This window comes from Geothermobacter hydrogeniphilus (assembly GCF_002898515.1).
In the GTDB taxonomy this organism is placed as follows: Bacteria; Desulfobacterota; Desulfuromonadia; order Desulfuromonadales; family Geothermobacteraceae; genus Geothermobacter_A.
Map to the genome: position 1 here is coordinate 1 of NZ_PPFX01000059.1, position 15,777 is coordinate 15,777.

Sequence of the window (15,777 nt, forward strand, 5' to 3'; positions counted from 1 at the left end):
GCAAAAATCCGCCCACCAGCACCGCCGCCAGCAGGGCCCCGCCGACAGCCCATTTCAGGCCCGAGCCCTTGCCCGTGGGGGGGGATTTCTCGGCTTTCAGCACCTGGGTCTTCTGAACCGGCTGTTTTGCTGCGGGGGCGGGCAATTTGCCGGACAAAGCGTCGTCGATCGCCTGCACCAGCTCGCCGGCATTCTGGTAGCGCTGCCCGGGGTCCTTGGCCAGCAGTCGCTCCAGCAGCGGCTGCAATTTGCCGAGGCTCTGCGGCAGGCGCGGGATCGGCGCCTGAACATGCTGCATGGCGATGCCGACGGTATTGTCGGCATCGAAGGGCACCTGCCCGGTGAGCATTTCGTAGAGGATGATGCCGAGACTGTAGAGGTCCGAGCGACCGTCGAGGTCGGCGAGTCCCTGGGCCTGTTCGGGACTCATGTAGTGCGGGGTGCCGATGCTCATCCCGGTGCCGGTCATCTTGGTGCCACTACCGACCGCCTTGGCGATGCCGAAGTCGGTGATGACCGGCTGTTCCCGGCCATCGAACATGATGTTCTCGGGTTTCAGATCACGGTGGACGAAGCCTTTACCGTGGGCGTGGTCGAGGGCGTCAGCCATCTGGTGCAGGAGCTTGAGGGCCTGCTGCGGACTGAGCCCGGCGCGAATTTTCTGCTTGAGGTCGCCGCCCGGGAGCAGGGTCATGGTGTAGTAATGCACGCCCTGTTCATGACCGACATCATGAATGGTGACAATGCCGGGATGCTGCAGGGAGGCGGAGCTGAGCACCTCCTTTTCGAAGCGCGTAGCACGCTCGGGGTCACGGGCGAACTCCGGAGGCAGGATCTTCAGCGCAACCTGGCGTTTGAGGGTGGTGTCCTCGGCCAGCCAGACATCGGCCATGCCGCCGGCACCGAGTTTTTCGAGGATGTGGTATTTACCGAGTTGTCTGCCCGGACCGATCATGGTGTTCCTCCTGCAATGTCATCAATGCAATCCCTGTAGGAGCGAATTTATTCGCGATTGGGGGTTTGCGATCCGCGCCAACAAACCCATCGCGGCTGAAGCCGCTCCTACCAAAATCCAAAATCACCGCGCCCCCTGTAGGAGCGAATTTATTCGCGATTGGGGGTTTTGCCCCACGCCGGCCAAACCTATCGCGGCTGAAGCCGCTCCTACGAAAACCCGAAACCATCGCACCCCCTGTAGGAGCGAATTTATTCGCGATTGGGGGTTTGGTCCGCACCGGCCAAACCCATCGCGGCTGAAGCCGCTCCTACAAAACCCAAAATCACCGCGCCCCCTGTAGGAGCGAATTTATTCGCGATTGGGGGGTTTGCGGCCCGCGCCGTCCAAACCTATCGCGGCTGAAGCCGCTCCTACCAAAATCCAAAATCACCGCGCACCCTGTAGGAGCGAATTTATTCGCGATTGGGTTTGCGACCCGCGCCACCCAAACCTATCGCGGCTGAAGCCGCTCCTACCAAAACCCAAAATCATCGCACCCTGTAGGAGCGAATTTATTCGCGATTGGGTTTGCGGCCCGCGCCGTCCAAACCCATCGCGGCTGAAGCCGCTACTACAATCATTCGCAACCGGCAACATGAAACGGCAGCGGCGCCTTTCATTTTTCGTTCAACCCCTGGGACAGATCACCCTTCGGCGGGGTGCGCTGCCGGCCGAGTTGGGGAACATTATCCGCAACCGGCGCTAGCGGGGCCGACACCGGTTTGGCACCGACCTGCTTCACCTCGCGCAGCAGGTCAGCATCGGTGAGGGCCGGCTCGGCGGTCGATTCTGCCACCACCGACGGGTTTTCATCGTTGCTGGCATCTGGTGCCACGACGGTGGGCAAAGCTGCTGCTTCCCCCTCACGCGGGGCGACATTCTGGGTCACAAATGAATTCTCGCCGACAGGGGAAACGCTGCGGGTCTGGGGACTTTGCCGGAGCGGTTTCTGTTGCAATGAATCGGTCGGGCCGATAGCCCGGGTTCCGGAATCGGAAGACAGATCGGCCGGGACCTGCAACACCCCGGAAGCGCTTCCACCTGTCGCCGGGGTCGGAGCCGAAGCGGGGCGGAAGGCAAAATATCCGGCCACCAGCACCGCCAGGGCCAGAATCAGCAACAGCAGGGGGCGTCGGAACAACTTCTTCTTCGGCGCCACGACCCGGTTGAGCGCGGCGGCGTCAAAGGGAACGGTGCCCCCCTTCGGCACGATCTGCGGGGCCCGGTCAGGTGCGGCGACCAGCGCGACGGTGATGTTGTCTGAGCCACCATTGTCATTGGCGGCGCGGATCAGCCCGGCGACGGTTTCCCGGAGATCCTCTCTTTCACCCAGCCGGGCGGCAATCTCGGTATCCTCGACCTCTCCGGTCAAGCCGTCGCTGCAGAGCAGAATCTGTTGACCGCGCCCCCAGCGACCAGCAACGGTGTCAACCCGGATTCCATCCACGGCGCCGATGCCGAGCGCCTGACTGATGACACTGCGCTGGGGATGTTCCCGGGCTTCATCCTCGGTGAGGATTCCGGAATCGATCAGCTGCTGGACATAGGAGTGATCCCGCGTCAATTGGATGAGGGTCCCACCGTCCCAGAGATAGGCTCGGCTGTCACCCACCCAGGCGACCTGGTAATCCAGGCCCCGGCTCAGCAGGGCGACAACGGTACACCCCATCCCGGATTCGCCACGCCCCTCTTGCCCCGCCTGCAGGATCGCTTCGTGGGCCGCCTGGATGGCAGTCGCAATATCCCGCCCGGCCTCAACCTGCGCCGCCACTACCTCGACCGCGATGGCGCTGGCGACCTCGCCGGCAGCGTGGCCGCCCATGCCGTCAGCCACCGCCCACAGTCCGAGTTCGGGGCGAGCGACGTAACTGTCTTCGTTGTGATCTCGGGCACGCCCCACGTCGGTGGCGTGGCCACTGGTCAATTGCGCCACAAAAACCTCCTGGTCAGATCTCATTACGGCGAACGGTTGCTCCACCTTCGCGTCGATTCAGGACATTCTGAGTCAAGCCGGCGGTTCCCCGAAACGATTGGCCTCTTTGGTGCCGGGGACAAACAGCAGCATAATGCCGACCACCAGGTTGATGACCGGCACCAGGCAGAGCCACATCCAGTGTCCTGAGCGATTCTGGTCATGAAAGCGTTTCGCCGCCAGCGCCACGCCAGGCCAACCTCCGAGCAGCAGACTCACGAGCAGATGGACCACCTGTCCCTCGCCGTAGCGATAGGAATAGGGGTTGAACGCAGCGACTTCGCCGAGCAGCATGATCTGCACAAGCACGGATATCAATCCGACCACAACCCCGGCAGCAAGAGCGGCGCCAAGGTATTTAAGACGACCGATACGACCCTGAAAGGAAAAGAGCAGCCAGGCCAGTCCCCGGTTGTTGACTACAGGTTTTTCATCGGTAGCAAAGGAGAGGTCAGAAGCGGCCGGGGGCAACTCGGGCGTCGCCATCGGCTGCGGCGGCTTGACAGCCGGGTCGACCATGGTGGCGGCCGGGTCGGAGGCCGTGGGCTCAGGACGTGAGAGAGCAGGCGCAGACGAAACAGTACGGGGTTCGACCGCTGTGGGACATGACAGAGCCGCGGGCTCAGATACGACGGGCTCAGATACGACGGGCTCAGATACGACGGGCTCCGGTACGGCGGGCTCCGGTACGGCGGGTTGCGGTACGGCGGGTTGCGGTACGGCGGGTTGCGGAGCAGGGTTTGACGGGGAAGAGACCGCCGGCTGAGGGGGAACGGCCGGATTGACAGCTGTCGCCGCCGGAGCCGCCTTGACGGCCGGGTTGACCATGGTCGCGCCAACTGCCGGACGCGGCATGTCGACGGTAAATTCGATTTCGTCGAAACGCACCCGGTCACCCTGCTTGAGGATCTGCCGTTCACAACGCCTGCCGTTGACCCAGGTACCGTTGGTGCTGCCGAGGTCGATCAATTCCAGGGAGCCATCGAAAGGCCTTATTTCGGCGTGACGGGACGAAACGGTGGGATGATTGAGGACCAGGCTGTTGCCGGGATCACGCCCGACAGTTGTCGCGGCATAAATTTCGAAGTGAGCCGGGGCCGGTCCTGGCTTGACAGCCTGCAAGGTGGCCAGCAAAGAGCCGGAGGGGGCGGACGACGAGGTTGCCGAAGCCTGAATCGCCGGCTGAACCGAGGTCGGCTTGCGGCCTGCCGGGTCCGTCACTTCCAGTTCGACGGCCCCGAAACGGATTTTATCCCAGGGGTTAAGCGAGGTGCGGCCTCTGACCGGAGAGCCGTTGAGCCAGGTGCCGTTGGTGCTGCCGACATCGACAACCTCCACCGTGCCGTTGTCGGCAAAGATCGAAGCATGAAAACCGGAGACCGACGGATCATCGAGCACCAGTTCATTGCCGGCATCGCGGCCAATGTTCAGTCGTACCCGGTCAAGGTTGAGACATAAATCCTTTCCATCCACTGAACGTAGTTGCATCATGAGTACCCTCCTGTGTCAAATGGGCGAGGGCAAGAATAATCTCCCCCCCCCCCGGAATACATGTCGGACTGCGGGGCATCCTGTCCCGCTCTTGTTGCAAAAATCCTCCTGAAACAAACCTGATTCAAGACTGAAGCAGGGTCAGCTCAGAGTTGCCGATACGAACTGGCTTTCCGGGCTGCAGCTTCGCCATGGGCACACGCTTGCGCCCCAGGTAGAGGCCATTTTTACTCTCAAGATCAATCGCCCACCAATGCCGGCCGTCGTAAACCAGCATCAGGTGCCGGCGAGAAACCTCGGCGTCGTCAAAGACCAGGTCATTGACACCGCCACGACCGGCAAACAGGCGAACGCCCTTGGTCCCGGTTTCCCGAACCTCGCTACCGGATTTGAGTTGCCACCATGCCTCGAGACGCGGCCGCTGCTGTCGTCCCCCCTCATCCTGCAGCATGCCCACCAGGGTTTCCCGCACCGCGCTGGAACGATTGGGCGCGTCATGCAGACCGCTGAGCAACCTCCGCATGTAGTCCTGCCAGGGCAGACCGAGCTGTTCGGCACGCCGGTCAACCTCCTGCCAGAAGATCGGTTCCATGCTGATCGACGTGACTGATCCATCAATGATGATGCTGCGTTTGGTGACCATGTTGCCAGTTTACCATAAAACAGCCATGGATAGCAATATATTACTATTAAACATACAGGAACAGACCGGCGATCTCCACGGATGACGAAAAAAGGGGGAGGGCACAAATCCCCTTCCCCCCTTGATTCTGAAAACAGGGGCCTTACTGAGGCTTGACCTTCTCCTCAAAAACAACCCGCTGGTTCATATCCTTGCCGTTGAGAGCAGAATATTTTCCATAGGGCATCGACACCAAGGCCATGTTGTTGACTCGGCCAGCTATCGGTACATAATCAGTCATGGCAGTATTAATAGCTGTTTCAGCAAGTTGCAGGACCAGACCGGCGATCCCACCGGCACGGTTCTGGCCCGTCGTATCCACCTTCAGGCTGTCCTTGTACTGCCAGAGGGTTTCACCTGTTTCGGTGGACTTGAGAATGTACGATATGGCGACCTTGACGCTGCCACCGACCACATAGTAAGAGGTATCCCACTTGTCGATGAGAATGAACATGACGGCGTCAGCGCCGAATTGTTCCTTGAAGGTCTGCGGCGGGATATTGAGCAACTCCTCCGTCGCATAAACCCCCTCGTTTTCGAGAAGGTCATCAACCACTTCCAGCGGAAAGACGTAGTAGCCCTTCATAGTGAGAGGCTGAGCGATGGTCGTCTCATAGTATTGCTTGGCTTCAGCCGCCGTCGACTGATTGATCGGCGGCAGAACCAGGATGGCAACCGGCTGCTCCGAGTACATCTTGGGGAAGGCATCTTTTTTGGTGATAAGATTGGGGCCGCAAGCGGTGACCGATAGAGCCACCAGCATCAAAATCGTCAGCTTGAAGTATTTCATCAAATCCCTCCGTTAAATTTTAAATTTATTGCTTTTCATCGAGTTTGGCCAGGAGCTTGTCTACGAGTACGGCGGATTCTGGATAGGTCTCCTTTTCGAGAGCCAGGTATTTCAGGCCTTCTTCTTTTTTGCCCTCATTGACAAGGTCGTAACCGAGTTCGGCATAGACTCCGGGCGGAACCCTGAGATTTTCCTTGCCGGAGTGTTCAATAATTGTCAGCAGACATTCCTTGTGCTTGGCGTAGGTTTCATCGCCGGGGTTTTTGTCGTAGTCGTACAGGGTCGCGGAATAATTTTCCCAGCAGTACATCTGCGGTTTTTGCGGCGGCGCACAACCTCCTGCGAACAAGGCGGCAACAAACAGCATCACAACAAACTTCTTCATGGAACCCTCACCTCCGTGGTTTGATGATTGCCCAGGAAAACAACCCGATTCACCAGGAGCCTGTCTCCACGATAAATCTTGATTGAATGTTTTCCCGGTGCGATTTCATAGTTCTGAATCGATGCAATGGAAAACGGTTCGGCACCGTCGACAACCACGCGCGCGTTATCGACATTGCCGACAAACTGCAGGGCACTGACCGTCTGTTTCTGTGTCGTTCCGGAATAGTAGCCACCGCAACCGGCAACAAACAGCAACAGCACCAGCATTACGACAGATCTTTTCATGATCAATAACTTCTCCTCTCCTGGTTAAAAGTCAGCCTCAACATAAAGCTGTGAGAAATCGGTGGGAATGGTCCCCTTCTCCACCCGGCACAGGGAGACTTCATTCCGGCCATCCTTGCCGATGATCTGGGCCACCTTGATCGAGGCAATCTCGGTTCCGGGGAGTTCAAGCGGCAAGCCGGTCTGGGGATTCTTGATGGTCTTGCCCTTTTTAAAAACCTTGAAGGTATCTCCTTCCATGATCCCCTGGCTGGCCCCGCCAGATATGAAATACATGCCATCCTGGATATCAAGCAGGTAGGCCCGCCAGGGTTTATCCATCAGGTTTTCGACCACGTTGCTGACCATCTTCCCTATGGCGGCGGCAATCGCCTTGTCGCCGAGGGTGCCATCAAAACCGGCCCGTTTCCCGACGCCCATGGTGGAACCGGCCTGGGAAAAAGCCTCGCCCGAACCTTCTTCGGAATAGACAATCTGCCCGGTCTTGACATCGATCAGGCGGATATTGACCGTGGCGTAGGCCAGTTGCTTCTTGGTGCGGCTGAAGATGCCGACGTCGCTATCAGTTTTTCTACCGAACTCGGACACTGAGCCGATGATGAGATAATCGGCGGGGATATTCAACGCCGCCAGGTTGCCCATTTTCAGTTCCTTGTTGATCTTGGCGATATCCGCGCGTTCAAGCAGGATGAATTTGTCGGTCGCGGCAAGTTTGGAGGAGAGGATATCCATCGCCTGCTTGCCGATCCGGTCGCCATCCTTGTTGTGGAAGAAACCGTTGCCGTGCCGGGTTTCATCCGTAAAACGGGCAATAGCAACTTTACGCTTCAGAAAACGCTGCTGAGCTTCCGCACTCACGGTTGGACTGACAACCGGGATCTTGTCGATCTTTGAGGTTTTGGGAGCTTCAGGCATGGGGGCACAGGCAGCTGTCAGCAGCACCACCCCCAGGGCCAATCCGACATTGAACAGGTTTTTCATTTTGAACTGTCTCCTTTCTCATCCCGTCAGGGATTGCACAAAAAATTGTCCATTTTTCCCAAATGGTTTCTTATACCTGCGTAATCTCAAATTTTTCTCAAATTTTCGTGTTCCCCCCCCGAAAAAATGAAAAAAATTGACTTTCTCAACCACACTACAACTCCCGGGGGTCAATCTCCCGCAACAGACGAATGCCCACGGAGGTATACCTGTCGGAATCCCGAAACAGCGGTCGGGCTGTAATCCGCGCAGCCCGGGACGAGTAGTCCCAGGAGCCGCCCCGCAGGACATGACGGTTGCCCGACCCCAGCCAGGGCCGACCATCGGTGGGCGCCCCGACATAAGCGGAATGATATGAATCGGCACACCATTCCCAGACGTTGCCAAGCATGTCATGCAGTCCGAAGGGGTTGGCGGCAAACGAGCCGACCGGCGCGGTGGTGCGATTATCCCAACGACTGCCGCAGTCGCTGCAATTGGCCATCCCCGCCTGCGGAGAATCCCCCCACCAGTAGCTTGTTTCCGTTTTGCCGCGGGCGGCATATTCCCATTCCGCTTCGCTCGGCAGGCGGTAGGTTTTCCCGGTCTCACGACTCAACCAGGCGGCATAGGACCGGGCATCGTCCCAACTGACATTGAGGACCGGACGCCGCCCCCTTCCCCAGCCATAATCGGTCGGGCGACTGCGGCCGGTCGCCATGCAGTAGCGGTCAAATTCATTGAAAGTGATTTCGTAGCGCGACAGGGCAAACGGGTGATCCAGGCGGACATGGTGGGCGGGCCGCTCGTTGCTCCGACCGTCACCCCGCTTGTCACCCATCACGAATTCGCCGGCGGGAACCAACACCATCTGCGGTCCTGCTGCTCCGTTTGACAACAGGTCGCTGAACGGTTCTCCAGGGACGATGAGACGGCGGGCGCGCTGCTCCCCTTGCCGCGCTGCGTCATTATTCGGGAACAGCTTCAAGGCCGCGCCGAAAGCCGCCAATGCGGCACTTTTCTGCTTTTTCGCCAACGCCTCCTGCCCGGCGGTCAGCAGTTTTTCGAGTTTCTCCTCGCGGGCGGCCTGAAGGCGCGCGGCCTCTTCACGGGCCTGCCGTTCCCGTGCCCTAGCTTCGGCCTGTCGGCGCCGTTCTATGTCCTCCTGCTTATCGCGCAGGGCACGACTCAGGCTCTCCAGCTCCGGTGAGCCCGGTGACAATGTCCGTAGTGAGGCGACCATCTCCTTGCCTCGGGTCAGGTCTTCGGTCGCGATGGCTGTCTTGGCAGCTTCAACGAACAGGGTCGTCACCTTTTCGACCCCCGCTCGCGCGCGTTGATTGTCTGTCTCAAGCTCCAGAATGTGGCGATAAGCGGCAACGGCTTTCTGAGCCCTGGGCAGGCTGGTTCCGGCCGTTTTCGCCAGGGAATCAGCGGTCCTGAACAGGGAGGCAAGATCCGGTTGTCTGGCTTCGGCAACCTGGGCAGGTTCAGGTTCTGGGGCCAGGGTCTCAAGCAGAGCATTCGCTGGTGGGGCGGCTTGCCGGTGTTCCTGGACCGGCGTATGTCCGGGGGACAGTGGTTTGACCGCTGCCGGAGCAGCACCATCCCCCTGCAACAGCCTGGCAACGTCCGCGGCAGGTTCAGATTTCTCCTGTGACGGGGAGACAGGGCCGGAAACGGTGCTCCCACCACCAGACGCCAGACGAGGTGGGGACAGTCGCAACAAGAACCAGCCGACCGCACCCGCTACCAGAGCCAGGAGAACGACGAAGACCAGCAACGGTCCCTTTGAAGACCTCTGCGTCGCACGGTCAGTTGGCTCCTTGCCAGTGAAAGAGCCCGTCGCTGAGGACTGCATCTCCCGGTTATCCATCACCAGGGTGCCGTCTGCGGGCAGGGTTGCGAGCAGCTGCTCGGCCGAACCAAAACGGTCGTTTGGATCCTTGGCCAGCAACTTCTGCAGCAGCGGGGCAAAGGCGGCAAGGTGTTGAGGCAGCTCCGGCAGGGGATCATGAATATGCCGATAAGCGATAGCAAAACTGTCCTTGCCGTCGTAAGGGAGTTCCCCGGTGAGCATCTCGTAAAAAAGGATGCCGAGGCTGTAGAGGTCGCTGCGGCCATCGACATCCTCCCCCCGCGCCTGCTCGGGACTCATGTAGTGGGGGGTGCCGATACTCATCCCCGTCCCCGTCAGCCGGCGACCCGAGTCGACCAGCTTGGCGATACCGAAATCACTCAGCAGGGCGTTGTCGTCTTCAAAGAGAATATTTTCAGGCTTGATGTCGCGGTGAACCAGGCCGTGGGAATGGGCATAGGCCAGGGCCGAGCCAATCTGACGCAGGATTCTCAGGGATTGCTCCTGAGACAGCTCGGCGGCGATCTTCTCCTTCAGGTCGCCGCCGCTGGCGTATTCAAGCGCCATGTAGGAACAGGTCCCGGTGCTGCCGATATCGAGCGCGGTGATGATATTGGGATGCCTGAGGGCGGCGATGGTCTTGCCCTCCTGCAGAAACCGTTCAGCGAACGTGGGGTCGGCCACCAGCGCCGGCGCCATCACCTTGAGGGCGACCAACCGGTCGAGGGACTCCTGGCGGGCCAGGTAGACGGTGGACATGCCACCGCTGCCGAGTGTCTTTTCGATCCGGTATCCCGGCAACTCAATCATGCATTCCCCCTCCTGCATAGCCCCCTCTAAAATTGTCTACTGCAACATGCCCGGTCGCCGCCGGATGAAAGGATCAATCTGGTGTTTGTAGCGCACCCCCAGCCCGGGAGGCGCGACCTCGAAGGTGCGGTCGAAGGTGCGCATGACTTTCTGGCTGTTATCGGTCGTTCCGGTGGCGACGATTTTGACCCGGTAGACGCCGGGGGCCTCTGATCTGAAGATGTAGGCCGCCTGTCCGCTGCTGCCTCCAAGGGTCGCGAACAGCCCATCAAGCGGTTTGACATTGTGCTCAAGGGTGCCATCCGGACGATAGACCTCAACCTCGGCCTGCTGCCAGCGAACCTTGTTGTTCTCGGATTGAATCTCAATGCTCATAGGCTGGCCGACCTCGGGAGTCACTACGTTTGTTTTCCAGCGGGCCTTGAGTGGAGACCCGCTGCTGGTCACACGCACCGTGTAGGGTTCCCCACCGGGAGCAATATCCACCCCTTTCACTGCCACCCGCCAGGTGCCGGCAACCGGGTTCTGCAGGCGGATAATATCGTAGGTCCCCTCTTCGATACCGATATTGTCACGAACTGCCTGCTCGATCTGGTAGCGTTTACCATTCGGGTCGATCAGGGTCAGGTCAATATCACTGCCAGGCCAGGTCACCTCCACATCGACCGAGCCTTCCGTCAGCCCGGCCACGCCAGCCAGATAAAGGGTGTATTCCTGCACATCCCCTTCACGGATAGTCCCCTCCTCGATCAACAGCACATCCTTGTCTGCCGCCTCACCGAAAATCGCGTCCATGATACGCGCCAGGTCGCTGGAACTCTCGGCGATCTGATATACACCTCCAGTTGCAGCGCTCAGTTTGCTCAGACGAGAGCGGTCAGCCGCTTCGGACAAGGCAATGGCATGGACCGGAACCCCGGCGGGCAAACCATCGGCCTCCCCATTCCACTCCGGGTCCTCACCATCGGTCATCAAAATGACCGCCAAATTCTCAGACTGGTTGTTCGCCAACCGGGCAGCCAGCTTTAACCCCGCCCCAATGTCGGTTCCGCCTCCGGCATCGAAGTGTTCGGCAAGGTTACGCAATTCTCTGCGCGCAGAACTGTTGAAGTCCCCAAGCAGCTGAAAACCACTCACCTCCCGTGCGCTACTGTCAAAATCGATCAGGGCGATCCTGTCCATCTCACCAGCCAGGGCAATCATGCGCTTGACCGCCTCCCGTCGGAGATTCTTCGGGTCAGAGGAGGACATACTGCCGGAGCTGTCGACAACCACGATGATCGAATGGGCCGTACTCGGACGTTCTCCGACCTGTGCTACGGCCGCGATGGCCTTGTAGAGACGGGCCATTTTATGTAAGCTCAAACCACTTTCTGTGGTTCGAATCGGCAAAACATATGTGGCACCCAACTGAGCACCATATTTTGATATAAGTTCTTTCGTTCGTACCACATTGTGAAGATAAGTAATCGTATTTGTATCAACAGCCACCCCCTGCGTTACAACATGGGTAATTTTTGCTGAGGCAAGATTGCCCCCGTCTGCAATACTCTTTAGCGCAGGAGAAAACAGTCCGGCCGAATTAAAAACAACTGCCTCTTGTCCAAGACGGGCGGCAGCATATTGGGCGATACCGCCACCCAGGGAATGGCCGGTAAGTACAACATGTTCACCCGGGTGGGCATTGATAATGCGCTGCGCAACCACCTCGCCAAGACGATATTGCAAAGGGACCGTTTTTAACTGGCTCAGGTCTGTCGCCAGGTCATCAAGTTGCCCGACCTTGGTCCCTTCGAACGCAACCACGATTACACCATCAGGTTTTCTGTAAACAGCCGCATGAAAGCCTATTCCCGGCAGGGGAGCCGCTTTAATAACAGCCGTTCCCATGGGAAGAAACGCTTCAAGCGCCTTCATAAGCCTGCTCTGATCTACAGCAACATCCTGCTCAACGTGCTTCCAATCTGCAGGCCAGGGATACTGCTTGTCGTCATAGACGGCCAAGCTTGCCAAAGCAAAACCAAGAACGTCACGTGCCTGCCCCGAAGACAGAGGTCTTCCACCAGCACCATTTTGCTGACGAATCATTTCAATCTCTGTTTTGCCTGAATTCGCGTCAGTCCCCTGGCCGAAGGCCGGATCAATGGCCGGTTGAATCGTCTTCACTTTCAGCGCATCGGGGATCTCCGTCGACCACGCATCAGCAGCTACCAAAAACAAAGCGACAAACAGAAAGATAGTCATTGAGCTGTATCGATACAGGTTCATATTCCCCCCTTCTTTCCATTCGCGACCGGGAGGTCCCGCCTAGATCCGTGTCGTCCACCCCCTGTAGGAGCGGTTTTAACCGCGATTCGGGGTTGTCGCGCCGGTCGCGGGCTGCACGACCCATCGCGGCTGAAGCCGCTCCTACGAAAAACCAAAAATCATCGCGCCCCTGTAGGAACGGTCTCCTGACCGCAATTCGGGGTTGCCCAACCGGCACCGGACAGCGCTGCCCATCGCGGCTGAAGCCGCTCCTACGAAAACCCAGAACCAGCGTGCCCTGTGGGAGCGAATTTATTCGCGATTGCCCCCTACCACCTTCGCAGGCAACATCCATCGCCCCTACCAGCCGCAAAAGGGCCTTGCGCTTTTTGCCCTGACTGACAGGGACGGGATGGCAACCGGTTCGGCGGGCGGCGTCCGCCTGCGCGCCGAGCTGCAGGGAGAGCAAGCCGAAAGCCAAGGTTGTTGTTGCGGTTGCCCGGCCTGTTCCTGTTGCGATTGGCCGAGCGCAGGTTGCCCGGGTTGTTGTTCCAGCTGCCGCCGCGATTCACGCGGTTGGAGCCTGTCAGGTCACCACCCCATAGTCTTCAATCAGCTGCCGCCGCAGCCCCACGGCTTCGGCACCACGGGTGAATTCGACCAACGGCAGCAGGTGAGCCGCCAGCTCCGTTTCACTCCATTCACCACGAAGGTGCCTTGCCTCGTACTGCCGCAACCGGTCGCGAAACCTCGTACCGCTACGCCGACTCAGCAACACCCGGGCCGGAAAAACGCGCAGACCCAGAAAGGGGATGCCAAGCCGGCAGCGGTTGAGCTGAATATTCTGCTTAAGTTCAAGATGCAGCTTGCCGGCCAGAAAGCCCCGAACCCGACCAAGACGATCCTTGAGTTCTTCACGGCTGCGGCTGTAAATCAGAAAGTCGTCCATATAGCGCAGATAACCCTTGACGCCCATGTCGTCCTTCAGCCAGTGGTCGAGGTGGCCGAGATAGAAATTGGCCAGGTGCTGCGAGACCAGGTTGCCGATGGGCAAGCCCTTGCCCGGGCTGGTGCAATAACTCGAAAGTATGGTCTCGAAAAGATGCAACAACTGCCTGTCCTTGAAGCGCCTGGCCAGCAGCCCGAGCAGTACCTTGTGGTCGATGCTGTCGAAGTAGCGCCGGATATCGAGTTTCAGATACCAGTCGAACTGGCGGGCAAACTGCTGTGCCCGCGCCACCGCCATGCGCTGTCCCTTGCCGGGTCGACAGGCGTAGGTGTCAAAGATCGCGTAGCGCTCGAAGACCGGTTCGCACACTGCCATGATGGCGTGATGAAGCACCCGCTCACGGAAAGCCGCTGCGCAAATTTGCCTCCGCTTCGGGTCAAAGACCTCGAAAAAACGATAATCGCCGACCGGGACATCCTCCTGCAGCAACTGCCGGCGCAGCTCGGCCAGGTTGGCATCGAAACACCGGCGAAACCGCACCACCTCGCCACGTTCCTGCTTGCCGCGACACGCCCGGTGAAACGCCAGCCGCAGGTTCTCAGGTTCAGCTATCTGCTGGTAGAGGTTACCGACCCGCTTCATCCCCCTGCTTCCTAATCAGTCCCAACACCGCTTCGGCGTATTTCTCCAACCGCCCCTGGCCGATACCGTCGATGGTCTGCAGTTCGTCCTTGCTGGCACAACCCCTTTGGGCCATCTCTGCCAATTGTTCATTGGTAAAGATCGTGTAGACCGGTACCCCCTCCTGCTCGGCAGTCTGCTTGCGCCACTCGCGCAGGAGGACAAAGAGCTGGAACGCGTCTGGAGGCAGGAGTTCCTTGTAGTCGACCCGGTTGCGGCGATTGGCCGAGCGAGGCGATTTTACCGTCGCCTCGCCGGGCAGGTATTCAACTGCCAGAGCCCAGAAGGAATTCTCCCCCTGGGAAACGAATTCGCGATTGACGTTCAGCACCCGGTGGCTGCGTAAAAAACGATTGAATTCCTCGGCGGTCTCACCCGGGGTTACCGCCGATATGCGAAAAAAATGGTATTGCATGTTCTCACCCTGTAGGAGCGAATTTATTCGCGATCGGGGGGTTGCGATCCGCGTCGACAAAACCATCGCGACCGGGAGGTCGCTCCCACATCAAAACCCGGAACCATCGCGCCCCTGTGGGAGCGAATTTATTCGCGATTGGGGTTTTGCGATCTGCGCCCAAAAAAATCTATCGCAGATGAAAACCGCTCCTACGAAAATCCAGAACCATTTGCCCCCTGTAGGAGCGAAGTAAGTATCCCCCGGCCAAGCCGGGGGCGTTATTTGTAAACCGCTCAAAGCGGGTTCTTAAACCTTGGGCCGCCTGAAGGCTGCGGTTCGCGAAAATAGTTCCGCGAGACCAAAACGAGGGGTTGTAGATTGACTCCTCACTGATTCATGGCACAAACAATTCTGCTTAAAGCGTAAACTTCCTCAGCAGTACTTACGTCTGAGCCAAAGTTTATACGCCCTACACTATACTCCCAACCTAAAAAAAATGGTTGTGAAACTGCTCTTATTTGTCCACATATATCAGCTTGACCGTAAGAATAATACGCCGTTGTACCGATCAATTTCTCAAATTTATAGCTTTCACTATATGTATTTGTAATACGTCTATAAATTCTAGATCTATTCAATTTTATTTTTAATTTATTGAATACTTCACTATACTTTAAATTTGAATATTCACTTATGCGATTGTCAATGTTGCGAGAGTTTAATTTGCTGGCACACCCGCAAATAGTTAGTAAAAGTATTACAATAATAGAAGTACGCATATCAAAATCCTTTCAATAAGTACATTTTTTTTCATAAACAGGCTCAACCCAAACCTTAGTTATTTTCCCCGGTATGTAAATTTTGGCGAGTTTTCCTTCTAAGTGTCCTTGCTCTCTGTTTATCTTAAAATACCCTTCCTTTACAACTACCTCCTCGCAATGAAAATTTAATGCTCGCTTCAACATTGTTTGTCCATCCTGATCACCAGGGTAAAGATTTAGGGCATTTCGATAATTCAAAACCGCCACTTCCTTGTCTCCATTTTTTAAAGCTGAAAGCCCTGCGGCCATCAATCGGTCAAAATCGTTACGCTTCTCCTTCTCCTTCATTCTGGCCGCCTCAACCACTAAGGCCTTTCTTTTACGTGCAACCTCAGCCATATGGGCTAACTCGGCCCTGTGTCTAGTTTCATCTTCGTCTGCTTTTTTTCTTTTGACCGCTTCTTCCGGCGCATACCATTTCCCCCGGTACTGCACCAGGTCCCCGCCTTT

14 protein-coding genes and 1 pseudogene are annotated in these 15,777 nt (G+C 57.8%); all 15 read right to left on the reverse strand.

Translation table 11 applies throughout. From position 1 onward, the window contains the following. On the reverse strand, positions 1 to 955 hold a 955-nt coding region (locus C2E25_RS16570; RefSeq protein ID WP_146033007.1), incomplete at its 3' end, for a serine/threonine-protein kinase. A 1,279-nt stretch (positions 956 to 2,234) separates the two neighbouring features. Then, a pseudogene (locus C2E25_RS18160) lies at positions 2,235 to 2,954 on the reverse strand (PP2C family protein-serine/threonine phosphatase); the annotation flags it as partial. Between the two features lie 48 nt (positions 2,955 to 3,002). After that, complete coding sequence (locus C2E25_RS16580) at positions 3,003 to 4,460, reverse strand: FHA domain-containing protein (RefSeq protein ID WP_103116833.1); 1,458 nt, start codon at positions 4,458 to 4,460, stop codon at positions 3,003 to 3,005. A 124-nt stretch (positions 4,461 to 4,584) separates the two neighbouring features. Then, a complete protein-coding gene (locus tag C2E25_RS16585; RefSeq protein WP_103116834.1) occupies positions 4,585 to 5,103 on the reverse strand; it encodes an FHA domain-containing protein in 519 nt (172 codons plus the stop codon). 142 nt (positions 5,104 to 5,245) lie between these two features. Continuing rightward, entirely contained in the window at positions 5,246 to 5,932 is a 687-nt protein-coding gene (locus C2E25_RS16590) for a GNA1162 family protein (protein ID WP_199177467.1), read from the reverse strand. Positions 5,933 to 5,957: 25 nt separating this feature from the next. Further along, positions 5,958 to 6,317: a DUF4810 domain-containing protein gene (locus C2E25_RS16595; protein ID WP_103116835.1), complete on the reverse strand. Its 360-nt coding sequence runs from the start codon at positions 6,315 to 6,317 to the stop codon at positions 5,958 to 5,960. Continuing rightward, the gene (locus C2E25_RS16600) at positions 6,314 to 6,604 is read right to left on the reverse strand and encodes a hypothetical protein (protein WP_146033008.1); all 291 of its coding nucleotides are present in this window, start codon (positions 6,602 to 6,604) and stop codon (positions 6,314 to 6,316) included. Before C2E25_RS16600 ends, C2E25_RS16595 begins: the two co-directional genes overlap by 4 nt. A 24-nt stretch (positions 6,605 to 6,628) precedes the next feature. Further along, positions 6,629 to 7,585 (reverse strand): CsgG/HfaB family protein, encoded by a 957-nt coding sequence (locus C2E25_RS16605; RefSeq protein ID WP_103116837.1) that lies wholly within the window; start codon positions 7,583 to 7,585, stop codon positions 6,629 to 6,631. A 154-nt stretch (positions 7,586 to 7,739) separates the two neighbouring features. Next, positions 7,740 to 10,232, reverse strand: a complete 2,493-nt coding sequence (locus C2E25_RS16610; protein ID WP_103116838.1) for a bifunctional serine/threonine-protein kinase/formylglycine-generating enzyme family protein — start codon at positions 10,230 to 10,232, stop codon at positions 7,740 to 7,742. 36 nt (positions 10,233 to 10,268) lie between these two features. Continuing rightward, positions 10,269 to 12,500 carry a VWA domain-containing protein gene (locus C2E25_RS16615; RefSeq protein ID WP_103116839.1) on the reverse strand — a complete coding sequence of 744 codons (2,232 nt, stop codon included), beginning with the start codon at positions 12,498 to 12,500 and terminating at the stop codon, positions 10,269 to 10,271. Positions 12,501 to 12,808: 308 nt separating this feature from the next. Further along, the gene (locus tag C2E25_RS18165; protein ID WP_146033010.1) at positions 12,809 to 13,069 is read right to left on the reverse strand and encodes an SUMF1/EgtB/PvdO family nonheme iron enzyme; all 261 of its coding nucleotides are present in this window, start codon (positions 13,067 to 13,069) and stop codon (positions 12,809 to 12,811) included. Continuing rightward, a complete protein-coding gene (locus C2E25_RS16625; protein WP_103116840.1) occupies positions 13,066 to 14,070 on the reverse strand; it encodes a reverse transcriptase/maturase family protein in 1,005 nt (334 codons plus the stop codon). The genes C2E25_RS18165 and C2E25_RS16625 overlap by 4 nt, the downstream gene beginning before the upstream one ends. Then, positions 14,054 to 14,524, reverse strand: coding sequence for an HRDC domain-containing protein (locus C2E25_RS16630; RefSeq protein ID WP_158247319.1), 471 nt, complete (start codon positions 14,522 to 14,524; stop codon positions 14,054 to 14,056). Before C2E25_RS16630 ends, C2E25_RS16625 begins: the two co-directional genes overlap by 17 nt. 368 nt (positions 14,525 to 14,892) lie before the next feature. Continuing rightward, positions 14,893 to 15,285 carry a hypothetical protein gene (locus tag C2E25_RS17395; protein WP_146033009.1) on the reverse strand — a complete coding sequence of 131 codons (393 nt, stop codon included), beginning with the start codon at positions 15,283 to 15,285 and terminating at the stop codon, positions 14,893 to 14,895. A 12-nt stretch (positions 15,286 to 15,297) separates the two neighbouring features. Further along, on the reverse strand, positions 15,298 to 15,777 hold a 480-nt coding region (locus tag C2E25_RS17595; RefSeq protein WP_158247320.1), incomplete at its 5' end, for a hypothetical protein.